Origin of the sequence: Pseudalkalibacillus sp. A8 (assembly GCF_045920555.1) — a bacterium.
Classification (GTDB): Bacteria; Bacillota; Bacilli; order Bacillales; family Fictibacillaceae; genus Pseudalkalibacillus.
The window spans coordinates 1,442,830-1,457,993 of record NZ_CP174509.1 but is presented as its reverse complement, the minus strand read 5'-3'; the positions used below and the strand labels follow the sequence as shown (position 1 = coordinate 1,457,993).

Annotated in this window: 16 protein-coding genes; all 16 read right to left on the bottom strand. The window is 40.8% G+C overall.

Annotated elements, in window-relative coordinates; genetic code table 11:
• Positions 1 to 14: 14 nt before the first annotated feature.
• Entirely contained in the window at positions 15 to 1,007 is a 993-nt protein-coding gene (gene dctP / locus ACJROX_RS07600; protein ID WP_408010145.1) for a TRAP transporter substrate-binding protein DctP, read from the bottom strand.
• A 16-nt stretch (positions 1,008 to 1,023) separates the two neighbouring features.
• Positions 1,024 to 2,061: a 3-hydroxybutyryl-CoA dehydrogenase gene (locus ACJROX_RS07595; protein ID WP_408010143.1), complete on the bottom strand. Its 1,038-nt coding sequence runs from the start codon at positions 2,059 to 2,061 to the stop codon at positions 1,024 to 1,026.
• Positions 2,048 to 3,148, bottom strand: coding sequence for an NAD/NADP octopine/nopaline dehydrogenase family protein (locus ACJROX_RS07590; RefSeq protein WP_408010142.1), 1,101 nt, complete (start codon positions 3,146 to 3,148; stop codon positions 2,048 to 2,050). The genes ACJROX_RS07595 and ACJROX_RS07590 overlap by 14 nt, the downstream gene beginning before the upstream one ends.
• Positions 3,149 to 3,173: 25 nt before the next feature.
• Positions 3,174 to 4,205: a TRAP transporter substrate-binding protein gene (locus ACJROX_RS07585; protein WP_408010141.1), complete on the bottom strand. Its 1,032-nt coding sequence runs from the start codon at positions 4,203 to 4,205 to the stop codon at positions 3,174 to 3,176.
• A 39-nt stretch (positions 4,206 to 4,244) separates the two neighbouring features.
• A complete protein-coding gene (locus ACJROX_RS07580) occupies positions 4,245 to 5,642 on the bottom strand; it encodes an amidase (RefSeq protein ID WP_408010140.1) in 1,398 nt (465 codons plus the stop codon).
• A gap of 149 nt (positions 5,643 to 5,791) precedes the next feature.
• On the bottom strand, positions 5,792 to 7,081 hold the full coding sequence (locus ACJROX_RS07575; protein ID WP_408010139.1) for a TRAP transporter large permease: 1,290 nt from the start codon (positions 7,079 to 7,081) through the stop codon (positions 5,792 to 5,794).
• Positions 7,081 to 7,641, bottom strand: coding sequence for a TRAP transporter small permease (locus tag ACJROX_RS07570; protein WP_408010138.1), 561 nt, complete (start codon positions 7,639 to 7,641; stop codon positions 7,081 to 7,083). Before ACJROX_RS07570 ends, ACJROX_RS07575 begins: the two co-directional genes overlap by 1 nt.
• A 25-nt stretch (positions 7,642 to 7,666) precedes the next feature.
• Positions 7,667 to 8,692, bottom strand: a complete 1,026-nt coding sequence (locus tag ACJROX_RS07565; protein WP_408010137.1) for a TRAP transporter substrate-binding protein — start codon at positions 8,690 to 8,692, stop codon at positions 7,667 to 7,669.
• 20 nt (positions 8,693 to 8,712) lie between these two features.
• The gene (locus ACJROX_RS07560; protein WP_408010136.1) at positions 8,713 to 9,078 is read right to left on the bottom strand and encodes a hypothetical protein; all 366 of its coding nucleotides are present in this window, start codon (positions 9,076 to 9,078) and stop codon (positions 8,713 to 8,715) included.
• A 42-nt stretch (positions 9,079 to 9,120) separates the two neighbouring features.
• Positions 9,121 to 9,699, bottom strand: a complete 579-nt coding sequence (locus tag ACJROX_RS07555; RefSeq protein WP_408010135.1) for an SDR family NAD(P)-dependent oxidoreductase — start codon at positions 9,697 to 9,699, stop codon at positions 9,121 to 9,123.
• On the bottom strand, positions 9,690 to 9,875 hold the full coding sequence (locus ACJROX_RS07550) for an SDR family NAD(P)-dependent oxidoreductase (protein WP_408010134.1): 186 nt from the start codon (positions 9,873 to 9,875) through the stop codon (positions 9,690 to 9,692). Before ACJROX_RS07550 ends, ACJROX_RS07555 begins: the two co-directional genes overlap by 10 nt.
• Positions 9,876 to 9,894: 19 nt before the next feature.
• Positions 9,895 to 11,160, bottom strand: a complete 1,266-nt coding sequence (locus ACJROX_RS07545) for a dipeptidase (protein WP_408010133.1) — start codon at positions 11,158 to 11,160, stop codon at positions 9,895 to 9,897.
• The gene (locus ACJROX_RS07540) at positions 11,097 to 12,377 is read right to left on the bottom strand and encodes a Rieske 2Fe-2S domain-containing protein (protein WP_408010132.1); all 1,281 of its coding nucleotides are present in this window, start codon (positions 12,375 to 12,377) and stop codon (positions 11,097 to 11,099) included. The genes ACJROX_RS07545 and ACJROX_RS07540 overlap by 64 nt, the downstream gene beginning before the upstream one ends.
• A gap of 37 nt (positions 12,378 to 12,414) precedes the next feature.
• Complete coding sequence (locus tag ACJROX_RS07535; RefSeq protein WP_408010131.1) at positions 12,415 to 12,900, bottom strand: flavin reductase family protein; 486 nt, start codon at positions 12,898 to 12,900, stop codon at positions 12,415 to 12,417.
• 43 nt (positions 12,901 to 12,943) lie between these two features.
• Complete coding sequence (locus tag ACJROX_RS07530) at positions 12,944 to 14,821, bottom strand: XylR N-terminal domain-containing protein (protein WP_408010130.1); 1,878 nt, start codon at positions 14,819 to 14,821, stop codon at positions 12,944 to 12,946.
• On the bottom strand, positions 14,805 to 15,161 hold the full coding sequence (locus ACJROX_RS07525; RefSeq protein ID WP_408010129.1) for a hypothetical protein: 357 nt from the start codon (positions 15,159 to 15,161) through the stop codon (positions 14,805 to 14,807). The genes ACJROX_RS07530 and ACJROX_RS07525 overlap by 17 nt, the downstream gene beginning before the upstream one ends.
• Positions 15,162 to 15,164: the final 3 nt, after the last annotated feature.

Sequence of the window (15,164 nt, the reverse complement as noted above, 5' to 3'; positions counted from 1 at the left end):
GAGTTTCGTTTCCCTTAATCCGGCTTTGTCGTCAACTCTCTCAATTTATCAACCAATTCAGGTACTTCTCCCTCTAAATGTTTCCATTCCGTTTCATATGCCGTCTCGATGAATTTTTCCGCTTCCTGCTCTGGTAATTCAATCAATTCAACACCGTTCGCCTTCAATTCTTCGATCTCTTCCTTATCCTGTTTCTGGTAGTAGTCCACCATATATTTCTCATACTCAGCTGTCGCTTCTATGATGGCTTTTTGATCTTCTTCCGAAATTTCTTCCCACTTGCTATTGTTCATCAAAATCACACAATTTTGAGTCCAAAATGGGTGATCCACTACATATTTCGTAGAATCTGTCCATCCATCTTTCCTTGGACCACTGAATCCTCCATAAACAAATCCCTTGACGACACCTGTTTGAAGAGAAGTATAAACTTCTGAAGGATCGATCATTTTAGAATTGATTCCTAATGCTTCAAAGAAACGATTATAGTTAGGTGCAGAACGGATCGACATCCCTTTCAAGTCGGATACCGCATCAATCGGTTCATTCAGCCATAATCTTGGAGACCCCGTAAGCCACCGTCCGATATACATCACGTCCAATTCCTTATGACGTTCAACCATATAGTCATAGAATCCCTGTTCACGTTCTTCCCACGGTTGGTATTGAGAAAGGGCTATACTTAATGATTCAGGCATAAGGGTTTGGTATTGCCCAATGTAAGTGAAATTAATATCAATTGCACCAGATTGCATGGCTTCGAATTGTTCACCAATCGGAATGGCATCCGCCCCGCCTCTCCAATTGATTTTCACTCTTCCATCCGTTGCTTCTTCCACCCGATCTTTCCAGTCATGCAATGTCGCTGTCAAAGGATGATCTTTGGCTAAGAAACTGACTGCATTAAGCGTAATATCGGATCCTTCCCCATCTGAACTTTCGGCTGAACAAGCTGAAGATAGGATGAGCAAACATGATAATACGACTAAATAGAATGTTTTTTTCATTTTCATGGACTCTTTTCTACACTCCTTTCGATTCGGTCTGCTTCCTTAAACCAGCCATTCCGTTATGAAAATGGTTATCTTCCATTAATCCCAGGTGTTTCATAAGGTCAATGAACTTTTGGAGTGTCTGGATTTGATAGTCATTGATATTTTTTTCATCAAAGGAATAAAACCCCTTCCCCGCTTTCATGCCGATTTCCCCATCAGCCATCTTTTTCTTGATGATTTCCGGGGTTTCAAAACGGTCATCCTCTATTGAATGTTGCAAATAATTACTCGCATGGAAAAGTGTGTCTGCGCCTCCCCAATCTATGAACTCCAACAATCCAAGCACTGCGAACCTGAGTCCAAAACCTACCTTAGAAGCTTTGTCGATATCTTCCATAGAGGCTACTCCCTCTTCGACTAGACGGGATGCCTCATTCATGGCTAGCGCTTGGATCCTTGGAACAATGAAGCCTGGTGAAGGTTTGCATTCAACCGGAACCTTTCCAATACGCTCAAGTAATAAAAACATTTCTTTTAAGGATTCTTTACTCGTTTCATTCGATGGACTTACTTCGACCAGTGGGATCAAGTAAGCTGGATTCAACCAGTGTGTATTCATGAATCTTTCCTTCGTTGTCACAAATTCAACTAGTTCATTTGCCGAAAAAGATGAGGTAGTAGAAGCTATCAACGCCGTTGGAGACAAATGAGGGCAGATCCCCTTAAAAACTTCTTCTTTGATTTCCAAAACTTCCGGTACGGCTTCGAACAGAATCTCGGCTTCCTTCCATGAAGCTTCATTGTCAGAATGGATGGAGGAGACTTCGATCCGCTCTAGAATTGCAGGAATAGAGTCTTGCAGGATGACGTCCCCTAAGACCAGGACATCCAGCTGATTCTTGATTTCATGAAATGCCGTTGATTTCAATTGCTGGAATTCTTCCGTGTCTCTATATTTGATATCCAGGAGTTTCACTTGATATCCTTGATAAGCGAATGTCAGGGCGATTCCTCTTCCCATCCTTCCTGCTCCGGCTATTGCGATTACTCCTTCACTGGATTTCATATTGCTTTATTCCATTTTCTAAGATTTCTTTCAATTCCTCTTTCGACAGACTGGAAAGATTCAGGTTTTCCATCGTTCTGCCGATTTCACGTAAATCCTTATCAATTATGCTGGACGCAATAGCTAGTAACCCTGTCGCAGTTGGTGTTTTAATATTCAACCAATCCGCAAGGGAAACGAGAAAGGCAAGGCCACAAACGATATCTTCTTGCATATAACGATGGGTCTTCAAATCAAGTTTTTCATACCAATCTTCACCATCGACAAGCTCTTCGTGTGCCCCATCCCCATACATCCATTCCTCTCCTTCATCGCTATAGTGATCTTCCAGTGGGAAGTGCGGAGGGCTGTAATCTAATGCTTCACGAATTTTGATTCTTTCCCCATCAAGGGACCTGTGGACGTTCCGGATAGACGGTTGTGTTCCTTCATCATGAATATCCCATTTTTCAAAATGTTCGATCGGGCCTGCATTCATGATGATAAGGGGTGGGTGAATGATCGGGCCTGCATTCATCAGAGCGCCATCGAGTGCATCTTCTATCGGTTCAATCGAAGGATATGCCTTTTGTAAGATTCCAAATGCATGGTCAGACTGGCCACTTGGGAATACTCCAGTAGGAAGTCGTGTGGCTCGTCCAGAAATAGAAACAGTTTGTTCATCATGCTTTCTTGCTAAATAAGGAAGGGTCCCTGTTTCGGCAAAAACGACTTCCGCATTACACCCTTCTTCCACAAGCACCCTTGCCATCAAATAACTGCCGAATGTCCCAGGTGGTAAAAAGATGACTTGGCCATTTTCCAATACAGGGGCAAGCTTCTTAGCAACCGTGCGTTGTGTAAAAGCCGGTAAAGGAATGACAATGAGATCGGCTCCTTTCACAGCTTCTTTCAAATCTGATGTTGCCATTTTAAGGGGAACCATTCTTGTACCCTTGGAATCTTTCACTTGTATAGCCTGTTTCTCTAATACAGAGCTGAAAGCCTCTTGATTTCTTCTCCATAGTCGTACATGATGACCCTTTTCAGTTAAATCAATCGCTGCCGCGTAAGACCCGTTACCTCCTCCTAAAACTGCTATTTCCATATTTCATTTCACCTCTATTTTTTGTCTATTCAGAATATTTTTCAACCAATTCATACAAACGGTCACGGTATTCAGATCCAGGCAATTCCTTAGAATCAACCTTTTCAACGACATCTTCTTGTATCTCTTTCAATGTTTCTTCCCACTTTAATTCCTCCTCTTGCGATAAAGAGATGACTTCTAAGTTTTCTGTTTCTTTACTCCACTCCATGGCTTCTTTTACGTGTTCATCTAAATACTTTCCAGTAAAAATACTCATTTCTCCATTAAGTTCATCGATCACTTTTTTCACATCATCAGGTAACCCTTGCCATGTATCTTTGTTCATCACTGCTACGAAAGACGTTATTGTCAGTGGATAATCGGTTACATATTTAGCTGTTTCTGCTAATTTGAAATCCTTTAATACTTCCCGTGAAGAAATATTTCCTTCAATGACCCCAGTCTGTAACGCTTCTGGCACTTCAGCCTGTGACATTCCGACAGGTGCAGCCCCTAGTTTTTTCATGACTGGGGTAAGGGCACCGGAAATCCTCAATTGTTTCCCTGATAGATCGTTCAAGTTTGAGATAGGATCTACCGATTGGATATAAGAAGGTTCAGTGGCAAAAGAAGTGATGATCTTAAAATCACTCAAAGCTTCTGGTGGATATTCTTTTATTAAATCGTTGACAACTTGACTGGCCACTTCTGAATTTGGATAACCTGAGGGCAGATCTGATATTTCCAATAACGGAAAACGTCCAGGTTCATACGTTGTGGCTGTAAGTCCGATATCAGCTGTCCCATTGGCAACTCCCTCAAACATGTTGTTCGCTTCTAAAAACGAACCTCCGAAAAACAACTCCACTTCTACTTGTCCATCTGTCCTTTTCTCTAATTCTTCCGACCACTTTTTCATTTGCACTGCAGGAAAAGTACTATCTGGAGCGAAAAAAGCATAGGACAGTTTGATCTTTTCCTTTTCTACGTTTGCTGTCCCCTCTTCATTTGTACGACAAGCAACTAATAAAGAAATGATCGTGACGGCCCAAACGACATTCCATAGGACTTTCATCGACTTTCTATTCAATCCCACTTCTATTCCAGCCCCTTTCTAACCCTGAGGGAGTTTAACGTAATTTTTATTTTTTCGAAGAGCTTCCGTCCAGTTTTCAGCTTTTTCATAGCATTCACCAATTTGAAGAACTTTTCTGTCGGAATATGGTTTACTGATAAACTGTAGGCCGACAGGGAGACCAGCTTGTGTGAATCCACATGGAACAGATAATGAAGGAAACCCAAGGATATTGGCTAATGGGGTTTTTCCAAGTGTAAACATATTGCTGATCGCTTGTTCCGGAACCATCGTTCCGATTTCAAAAGGTTCCTGAACATTAGTAGGTCCCACGAGTGCATCAATCTTTTCCAATTGTCTTAAGGTTTTCTGTATGAATTGTTTACGTATTCGCTGAGCATTTATATAGACTGTTGCGGGAATGTCGCGACCAAACTGGAAACGGTATTTTAAATCTTCACCATATAGATGTCCAAATTTATTTAACAGCGGACCGTGAAATGAAAGTACTTCCGATTGGGCGATCGTTTTCAATGCCTCAAGTGCTTGATCGATCAACGGCAGTTCAATAGGGATGATTTCAGCTCCAAGATCTTGCAATCGATCGAGAGCCTTCTCTATCACCTTTTTGACGTCAGATTTGATACCAGATAACATATAGCCTTCATGAAATCCGAATCTCATTCCCTTTAAATTTTCCAAAGGAATGACATTTGCCTCCTCCATCTTTTCAACATTCTCTTTCATGGCTTCAAGCATGATGATTGCGTCATTGACTGTCCTCGTCATCGGTCCTACATGGTCGAGAGACCAGCTGAACGGAAAGCTTCCTTTTTGACTGACTAGATCATAGGTAGGTTTAAATCCAACTGTTCCACACATTGCAGCTGGCAATCTGATTGAACCAGCCGTATCCGTCCCTATTGCACCGAATGCCATTCCAGCAGCAGTCGCCACTGCTGAACCACCACTGGACCCGCCAGGTATCTTCTTTAAATCCCATGGATTCCGTGTACTTCCATAATGAGGATTTTCTGTTGTGGCACCCATGGCAAATTCATGCAAGTTCGCTTTTCCGATGATAATAGCCCCTGCTTCTTTAAGTTTTTGAACTGAAACAGCATTCCTATCTGGAATCCAATTTTCGAAAATTTTAGAACCCCCGGTCGTCCGGACCCCTTTTGTTTGCAGGATATCTTTGACGGCAATGGGTACTCCATGGAGCCGGCCCTTATATTTCCCCTCTTGGATCTCCTGTTCTGCTTGCCTGGAATGGGCTAATGCTTCAGCCTCCATTACCGTAATAAAGGCAGTGAGTGTCGGATCATGCTCCTGAATCTGACGAAGTGTCATTTCTGTCAATTCGATAGGGGAAAGTTCCTTGTTTTTCAGCAGTGCACTGACTGTATTAATATCAGCAAACAAAAGTTCATTCATTGTCATCATCCTCTATTTCTTCAAACAAAAAGGTAAAAGCAGGATCAGCGGTTAAAAGTTCAACTTCCTCCTCTTCTAAAATATCTTTCAGAAAATCTATTAAACTCACATAATATCCTCCTTTTTCTGAAGTATGTAACAGGAAAAAATCAAACAAATATCAAAATGATCTGCGGAAACATAATAAGTAATCCAATAAAAATGATGTAGGTTACAAAAAAGTAAGCCGTTCCCTTGAACACAGTGGTGATAGGGGTTTCCGGGGTCATCCCTTGAACAATGAACGCATTGATTCCGACAGGAGGTGTGATTGCACCCAAACTAGTCACAACACAAAGCAGGATCGCAAACCAGACTGGATCATAACCTAGTGCGATCACCATCGGATAAAAAATCGGGATGGAAATGATCAGGAATCCGAGCGCATCCATAATAGATCCGCCTATGATATAAATCAGCAGTACAGCACATAGAACAATAATTGGCTGGACAGGCAATTGGCTCACCCATTCTGCTACGGTGAATGGCAATCTCGTTATCGCCAAAAAGCGGCCAAACACCATCGCTGCCACGACTAACATCAAGACCATCGCCGATGACTTAAGGGTTCCTGCCATTGCAGTCCTGAAACGTTCCCATGTCAGCTTTTTCATCAACAGAGAAAGGACAATTGCCCCGAACGCTCCAAATGCACCTGATTCTGTCGGAGTAAACCATCCTAAATAGAGACCTCCGATGACAAATAAGAAAAGTAACGCAATCGGGATGATATCTTTTAACGATTTGATTCTTTCCGTCATATTCGACTTTTCACCAGAAGGGCCGTAATCCGGGTAGAGACGGCATAAGTCCAATACCGTGACGATCAACAAAAGCGTCAGAAAAATGCCCGGGATGATACTGGCAACGAACAAATCCCTGACTGATAGTTCCATCTGAAGAGCCAGGACAATGAGAACTGTACTTGTCGGGATGATGATCCCGAGTGTCCCCCCTGTTGCGATGCTTCCAGTGCTTAGGGCCTTATTGTATTTGTATTTATCCAGCTCCGGGAGAGACATCGTCGCCATGGTCGCTGCAGTTGCAGAGTTGGACCCACTGATCGAGGCAAAACCTGCACTCGCTAAAATTGTGGTACTCGCCATACCACCACGAAAATGACCAACCCATTTGTACGCTGATTGAAATAGCTTTTCTGTTACACCTGTGCGGAATATGATTTCCCCCATGAAAATATAAAGAGGAATCACACTTAATGAGTAGCTTGAAAACTGGTTCCATAAATCAGCACTCAGCAAGTTATAAGCAGCTCTGGGAGAAGCATAGATCAAGACCCCGATGAAACCGACAATCATCATTGCAAAGCTGATCGGCAATCGTAAGAACATCAAAGTGAATAGGAGTACGATACCTAGAACAGCTAACATATTTGCATCCATCATGATCCCCCTCTCCAAATTAAGATCGTCTCTTTAACGAGGGCTAACAACAAACCTAAGAAACCCAGTGAACAAAAGATGACAATAGGATAAAACGATATTCTCATTGTTGGTGAAACCACCCCATTCTCCATTAAGTTGATTCCATATAAAGCGATTTGCCATCCAGCTACACTAAAAAACGCGATACTTGCTAAATTCATGAATGTATGGAGAATGTGTTGTATTGTCTCTGGAAATTTCTTATACAGCAAGTCAATAAAAACATGCCCTTTGTGTAATTGTGCGTATCCTAAAGAGAATATTGTGGTAACAGCTCCAAGCCAGCTTACAAGCTCCACCGTTCCGGCGATTGGGTCAGAAAATAGCCTTTTTATGGAATTAAACACAACCAATAAAATCATTATCAAAAGAGTAGTCCCAGCCAATACGGCTGAGCCTTGATTTATTCGATCGATTATTCTTAGAAAAACACTTGTTTTCTCATTTTTCATTACTGTAGATTCATGCATCGTTCGAGGGATTTCTTGCTCTAACGGGACGGTTTGTTTATCTTCCATTCGTTTCCCTCCTGGCTGGATAAATTCATTCACTTTCTCTGTTATACTTTTCAATCAGGTTTTCCATTTTTTCCAGGTACTCTTTTGCAGGATGACCTTGGTTTTGGACCTTTTCAACGTAATTCATTTTCATATTTTCTAATTTTTCATCCCACTTTTCACGATCAGAAAGTTCTACTATTTCATGCTCATGATTCTCTTTACTCCATTCAAGAGACTCCTGTACATGTTTATCGAGGTATTCTCCAGTAAATACGGTCATTTCATGATTCAATTCATCGATTACTTGCTGTACATCATCTGGAAGGCTGTCCCATGTGTCTTTATTCATGACTGCGATGAACGTATTCAAGGCTAGAGGGTAATCAGTCGTATAGTTGACCATCTCAGCTAACTTTGCATCCTTTAATATTTCTCTTGATGAGACATATCCATTTACGATGCCGGTTTGCAATGCCTCTGGAACTTCAGCCTGTGACATTTCGACAGGTGCCGCGCCTAGCTCTTCCATAATCGGGGTTAATGCACCGGCAATACGGAGTTGTTGACCTTTGAGTTCATCTAAAGATGTGATTGGTTGTTTACTTTGAATATAGGCAGGTTCTGTGGCGAATGTGGTGATGATTTTAAAATTTTCAAGGGCTTCAGGGGGATACTCTTTTACAAGATCATGGACTACTTTGCTTGCAGAGGTTGCACTATTATAAATAGATGGCATATCAGAAATGGCGAGTAAAGGAAATCTTCTCGGCTCATAGGAGGTTGAGGTCAATCCGATATCAGCTGTTCCACTTTCTACTCCGTCATACATATTATTTGCTTCAAGTAACGATCCACCATGGAAAAGTTCCACTTCCACTTTTCCATTTGTCCGTTCTTCCAATCGTTTTTTCCATTCTTCCATTTGCACCGCCGGGAAAGTATTGGCTGGAGCAAAAAATGCATAAGTCAACTTGATCGTGTCTTCACCTGCATTCGTAGTACCTCCTCCACAAGCAGACAAGATAGAAGTCACCAAAACGGCAAGGATCAAATATAGACATCTTTTCATATACCCACACCTCTAATTCCTTAATTTTTTTCTAAAAGAAAGAACGGGCGGCCAATAGAAGCTTCCAACCGGAAATAACGGTCAAGCCCTGCTGCTCTGAATGAGTGGGTCATGTCGGTGACTGTCTGTAGATCAGGGATGTTGTAAAGGAAACAAGCATGCCAATTGGAAGGACCAGCGTGTCCAGCTGTTAAAATATCTCGATCAAACGTTGCAAGTAACTCCGAACCGTTTTGTTTCCATTCTTCTAAAACGTTGTTAAGCTCCGGTAAGATTTCCTTTTCCTTTTGTTCCTTTGTCGTATCAAACCAGCCCGTGGACTCGAACGTCATGAATACTCGTAATGGAGTAGGTACTTTAGGAGCACCATGTTTAATTTCTCCCATTCTATTCATCTCCTTTTTCCTTTTCATTTTTTGAAATCAGGTTCATCGCATCAACAAGCCACCATTTATATCAAACGTTGCTCCTGTCGTGTATCCAGCCATATCCGATGCTAGATAGGAAACGATATTCGCTACCTCTTCGGGTTCCCCAAAACGTTTTACAGGGATGCCAGCTTTCATTCTTTCTAATTTTTCCGGTGCGATTTTATCCATTTCAGGAGATTTCACCGCCGCTGGTGCCACAGTATTGACGGTGACACCGAAATCAGAAAGGGCTCGGGCAAATACTTTTGTCAACGCTAATTGTCCTGCTTTAGAAGCACAGTAATGAGCACCGGAAGTCAGTGGTCCGGCTTGTCCACCGTAGGATGAAATGTTGATGATGCGTCCGTGCTTTTGATCTTTCATCACATTTGCAACAGCTTGTGAGAAAAAGAATGTCCCACCAAGGTTGACGGATAGAATCAAATTCCATTCATCTTCATCAATTTCTTCAATTGGCGTTTCTTTCCGGATTCCTGCATTGTTGACTAGAATATCGATACGCCCCCAGGTCTCTAGTATGGTTCTTACCCCTTGTTTGATTTCAGTTACATTGGAAACGTCCATATTCAAAAACATGGTTCTTTTGAGATTGTTGGATCTATGAATCTAAATTCTTTTATTTTATTTAATCGTTTTTGGTTCTTATCTATGAAAACGACCTTCAGTCCATCAGCAACGAACTTTTTTGCAATCGAAAAACCGAGCCCTTGGGCTGCCCCAGTGACAATGGCTACTTTCTCGGATTCTTCCATATGATTCACCTCCAATCTGCTAGTCTTTTAAAATAGCTTTCATGACGTTCATCGTGTTCCGGCCAGCTACTTTCGCAATGTCTTTAGTAGAATATTTATTTTTCACCATCCATCCGATCATATTTTTCATAGCTTCTGTCGGATTCTCTGCTCCTTCCACATACGAAGATTCATCAAATGTTTCACCACCATGTGATTTTGAAATACTTAGCATATTATCAAACGCATGTTGAAGAGCGACGTGGTCCCCGAAAAATGTATCTGGGCCAAACCCAACATGATCGATCCCTACCAGGTCTTTTATATACTCGAAATGTTCCATGACCGATTGAAGAGAGTGTGTAGGAGAACTTTTTGTCAGTGTTGTGTTCGGCGCCGCACATATTCCGATAATTCCTCCTTTGTCAGCGCATGCTTGAAGAAGAGCATCTGGTTTCATCCTGGGCGTATTCCAGAGGGTTCTTGCCCCTGCATGTGTGATGAATACAGGATCACGGCTTGCCTCTATGACATCCAAACTGGTTTGATCTCCACAATGGGATATATCAATCATCATTCCAAGTTTGTTCATACGCTCTATGACACGCCGGCCGAAATCAGTTAACCCTCCATCTTTCTTCTCGGACAATCCTGATCCAAGAGTGTTGGAATGGTTATATGTAATCCCCATACACCGAATCCCTAACCCGTAAAGAATATCCACGCGGTCAATTTCATTTTCTAAAATGTTTGCCGCTTCGAGGGAGGGCAAGATTGCCGTTTTCTTCTGTCTCTTCGCTTTTTTCAACTCTTCATATGAGCTTGCCAGAAATACAGTGTTTTGCTTTTGTATATCTGCATATCGGATTCCTAATAAATAGATGACGTCATCCCATTTCAAACCATACTTAGAATTGATTGTCGATATCCCATCCATGAAATTCTCGATGATTACATCAATCCCTGATTTCGCAATCCCTTCATAGTGAAATGCTGTATGAAGCTGACTGCAATAAGAAAGAATGTCTTCATTCCTCGTCGGTACGATGAACCCATGGTCTCTTAGAGATACAATGGGATGTTTCATGAAAACCGTTTCCAGCTTTTTTTCCTCATCTTCCGTAAGGTCTAAGGAATAAGGTTTCACTCTGTTTATTTCTACAGCTAGATCATATTTTTCAAAATCCTGATTTTCGGTAAGGTAACTGAATGATCGATAGCCCTCATATTGCTTTTCATTCATCAACTCTTCACTACTTTTTCTTTCTTCTGAAATTGTTCTTTTAGTGGCAATGCTTCTTTCCATGTCTTTTCCCGATCATCATAAACGCCATCACTATATAACGTTTTCAGCGATTCATTCTCCAACTTGAATGGGTCGTGGCCTACTTGTATTCTTTCTACTTGCTGGAAGAGCAGGCTCCTCATCTTGATTACGGGTAAATCACTTGTACCTAAATGTTCATTTGAACGATCTACGATTGGACCCATCGTCTCAGTTGCGGCATGGTCCTGGTTTGCGATTCCGCGGATTCCAGTAAAGTTATGTGTTTTTTGCAACTCCCGTTCCAGTCCATAGTGATTCTCAAGATTCTTCACTTTCCTCATATCCTCGTTCAATACTAAACCGCGGCGGTCATGCTGCGCTTGAATATCAATCTTGTGATGATGTGAAAATTGGACATCCCAAGACCATGTACTATAATCATCCCGGGGAATGAACGCATGCCACATCCCATCCTCACCGCTAAATCGTGGCGGGAATGTATAAAAGGGAAAGATATAGTGAATTTCCATAAATGCATTTTGATCTTCTTTACCAAGTCCTACAGCTATACAACGTTTTCCATAATTCGTATCCTCAACTGCCTGTTTTACTGGAGGATTTTTGACAAGCGGGTGTTCAGGATCAATTCCTAAATCCGAACTCAAGATCCCTTCTTTTACTGCTTGAGAACCATGAGCTTTATGTAAAAAAGCTGCATGTACAAAATCCACATCATTTTCCATTACTTGTAGATAGTTGCACTCTTGCCAAACCCTTTCAACGAGTTTATTTTCATCTGGGAGTCCCATCCAATAAAATTCAGGAAAGGGTGGTTGCTTCTCCTCAGGGCCCATGTATGTCCAGATGATCCCGCTTACTTCTTTGGCGGGATAACTTGTTATTTTTATGGATTGCCTGAACTTTCCGTCTTTTGCTTCAGAAGGGATTTCCGTACATTTACCATCTGTATTGAATTTCCATCCATGATACATACACCGGATTCCGCATCCATCATTAATACCATAGTAGAGAGATGTACCTCGATGTGGACACCGTTCATCAATTAAACCGACTTTTCCCTCCGTATCCCGAAAAGCAACTAAATCTTCACCTAATAACTTGATCCTTTTCGGGCTTCCATCACTTTCTAATTCCTCGGACTTTAAAGCGGGAATCCAATATCTACGGAATAAATCACCCATTGGAGTCCCTTTATCCGTTTGAGTCAAGAGTTGGTTTTTTTCTTTGGATAACATTTTCAAACCTCCTTATAGAAACATGCTATTTGTAAACCTACATCGTTTTTTCCGGTTCTTTGATTCGGTTTAATTTCCCGCGGAAAAAAAGAAGCGGTTCTGCTTGCCCATTGAACAGGGTATCCTTTACAAGACCGGTTACGATATAATGATCGCCACCTTCAAGGATAGAGTGCACTTGACATTGGAGGGTAGCTAAATTATTTTTTAATATCGGTATACCATCCTCAGTCAGATCGTAGGGACAATCTTTAAATTTATCATCCGATTTCTTTGCAAAACGCCAGCAATCATTTTCCTGATTCTGTTGTAAAATATTAACGACGAAAGGGCGCTCATTTTTAAAAGCTTTCATACTACTAGCTGTTTTATCGATACAAACCAGAATCAACGGGGGATCCAAGGATAATGAAGAGAAAGCATTCGCTGTCAAACCGATCAGTTTATCCTCAGTCTTGGAAGTGATGACAGTAACACCTGTTGCAAATTGACCTAGTGTTTCCCGGAATTTTTTTGAATCCATACATACTCCTCCTTTTTCGTATTATTTTTTAATGAACGAACAGTTAAAACTTCCCGAGCATCAAGAAAATCTGGAGTGAAAGTTGTACTTCGAACCGGCTGTTGGAATTTGATAGATCAATATTGAGTAACTCTTCTATTTTTTGTATTCGATATCGCATTCCGCTGATTGATAAAATCATTTCACGGGCCGTTTTATGAAGGTTGAACTCATTTTGGGTATAGTGAAATAACGTTTGAAGCAACTCTGAATTTTTCTTTCGATCGTATTCCAAAATAGGCTGTAAATTTTCTTCGGCAAATTTTTTTAATTCTTCTGGTTCTCTTGCATATAAAAATAGTGACAAGTGGCCTAATTCATTCGCTAACATAATCCGGGAAGATGAAAATCTTATTTTTGCCAGGTCTGCTGCCTGCTTAGCTTCTTTTGCCCGATGGTGAAAATCCGGAAGTTCTGTTGTCTCCTCACTAACTCCTATATAAAACCTGCAATTGGGATTATCAAGTTTCCGTAATAGTTGACCTGCAAACTTCTTAATCGTTTTCCCATCACTCTCAATTGACGTTTTTGAAATGATGACTTGAACAGTATTCCATTTTGTTAAAATAAGTATATTAGAACCAAATTTATTTTGCTCTTGATAAAAATTATTGAGTTTATTCCGGATTTTCAATTGTTCTTCATTATCCAATTCATTGCCATTCTGATCCTCCATTTTAATATGTAAAACATAATGAGAGGTGGTAAGATCATATCCGAGATAAGAAAAACGGTTATATATTTCCTGTACGTTTGTTTCTTTACTATTCAGTAACTGTTCGAGTAACTCTCCTTTCAGTCGCTGCTCTGTCTCAATAGCGATCCTTTCATATTGGATTTGTAATGAGGCCACCATAGCCACTCTTTCAAGTAAATCCCTATAAAAAGCATCCATTTTCTTGTTCAATGCTACTGTTAAGAAGCCGTAAATTTGGTTCCGTACCGAAATCGGGATGGTTACGAGTTTAAACGTTTGACCTGTGAGCTCTGCTTCGACAACATCATTAAGAGAAAGCTTCTTTTCAATACCTTTTAACGTATTCCTAGCTGTAATGTATTTTTCCATCCCTGGTGTTTGTCTATAAGAAGCAATTTCGTTAAAATGTTTATCTTCTATCAACACATTGCAATGTAATTTTTCACCTAAGATTTTTGCAAAGCCATCCATCCCCTGGCCCTTCAGGAGTGCTTTGTTCAGACTGCGACTCAATGAATAACCGATTTCAAGCCTCTCTTTTTGTTGTTCTACTTTCCGGTACATCTGGTCAAGTTCACCGGACATATCATCATCTTCATAGTAGAAGAGCTCTTCATCGATCTCCTCGCCCCAATCTTCAGCTGCTTTTCCGATATAGCTGCAATAGTCGTCACCTTTGCCCTTGCATTTTGTTTCTTTAAAGATGATTTTCTTCCCCATGCATGCACTTGTGTATCCACTCGCATAACCAGCCAAGTAATAGCAAACGGGTTCATTATGGGCAGGAAAGTAATTCAAGTGCTGTTTTGCTTCATAAGAATCCATCCAATAACCCGAAACGCGAAACTCACCTCTTTCTAAATTCACATGAAAACTTTCAGGATAAGAATACGTTCTTCCCGTCAAATAATGTAGCTTCGAGCCTGCAACAAGCCAGTCCATTTTACTTTCCCAATTGATAGAATCTTTAAGGACTCGGGCTTCATGTTCACCACATTTGTAACCATAGCGTAGTAGGAACCTCTTCGCTCTTTGAACACCGAGTGCAGTAATCAAATCTTTTCTAAGTAATCCCCATGCATCCGCACTGGATAATATCAACTCCAGATCCTTCCACTTTTGACCGGTTTCCTCAGAGACATTAATTAGATGGTTCAGTGTAAAATTACTAGCTTTGACTTCCACAACAACGCCCCTCACCTTTATTTTGACTATTATTTATATTCTGACACTTACCGACAAAATAATAAAGGCTCTGCTTAACTCCTCCTTTTCCAAATTGTGGTCTTTTCCTTTTGACCTTGATATGATTGTACGTTTGCAAATGATCTAAATATTGAATAATGATCCTTCGTCGTTTGACAATGTGTTGGATTCCATAATCAAAGAACCAGTTATCAATTACATTAAAAACGCCTCGATTTATTGAGAAATTTTCTAGACACCAGTCAACAAATTTTTTATCTGGTAAATGTATAGGGAATTCAGTATGAATTTCATTTTTATATTCGCTTGAAACTTTCATGAT

Bases quoted from the DNA above. Each gene is read 5' to 3' on its own strand.
- ACJROX_RS07555 (WP_408010135.1), bottom strand. From the start codon at position 9,699: ATGTTTTTGAATATGGACGTTTCCAATGTAACTGAAATCAAACAAGGG.
- ACJROX_RS07545 (WP_408010133.1), bottom strand. From the start codon at position 11,160: ATGGAAAGAAGCATTGCCACTAAAAGAACAATTTCAGAAGAAAGAAAA.
- ACJROX_RS07560 (WP_408010136.1), bottom strand. From the start codon at position 9,078: ATGGGAGAAATTAAACATGGTGCTCCTAAAGTACCTACTCCATTACGA.
- ACJROX_RS07585 (WP_408010141.1), bottom strand. From the start codon at position 4,205: ATGAAAGTCCTATGGAATGTCGTTTGGGCCGTCACGATCATTTCTTTA.
- ACJROX_RS07590 (WP_408010142.1), bottom strand. From the start codon at position 3,148: ATGGAAATAGCAGTTTTAGGAGGAGGTAACGGGTCTTACGCGGCAGCG.
- ACJROX_RS07580 (WP_408010140.1), bottom strand. From the start codon at position 5,642: ATGAATGAACTTTTGTTTGCTGATATTAATACAGTCAGTGCACTGCTG.
- ACJROX_RS07535 (WP_408010131.1), bottom strand. From the start codon at position 12,900: ATGGATTCAAAAAAATTCCGGGAAACACTAGGTCAATTTGCAACAGGT.
- ACJROX_RS07570 (WP_408010138.1), bottom strand. From the start codon at position 7,641: ATGGAAGATAAACAAACCGTCCCGTTAGAGCAAGAAATCCCTCGAACG.
- ACJROX_RS07575 (WP_408010139.1), bottom strand. From the start codon at position 7,081: ATGGATGCAAATATGTTAGCTGTTCTAGGTATCGTACTCCTATTCACT.
- ACJROX_RS07540 (WP_408010132.1), bottom strand. From the start codon at position 12,377: ATGTTATCCAAAGAAAAAAACCAACTCTTGACTCAAACGGATAAAGGG.
- dctP (WP_408010145.1), bottom strand. From the start codon at position 1,007: ATGAAAAAAACATTCTATTTAGTCGTATTATCATGTTTGCTCATCCTA.
- ACJROX_RS07525 (WP_408010129.1), bottom strand. From the start codon at position 15,161: ATGAAAGTTTCAAGCGAATATAAAAATGAAATTCATACTGAATTCCCT.
- ACJROX_RS07595 (WP_408010143.1), bottom strand. From the start codon at position 2,061: ATGAAATCCAGTGAAGGAGTAATCGCAATAGCCGGAGCAGGAAGGATG.
- ACJROX_RS07565 (WP_408010137.1), bottom strand. From the start codon at position 8,692: ATGAAAAGATGTCTATATTTGATCCTTGCCGTTTTGGTGACTTCTATC.
- ACJROX_RS07550 (WP_408010134.1), bottom strand. From the start codon at position 9,875: ATGGAAGAATCCGAGAAAGTAGCCATTGTCACTGGGGCAGCCCAAGGG.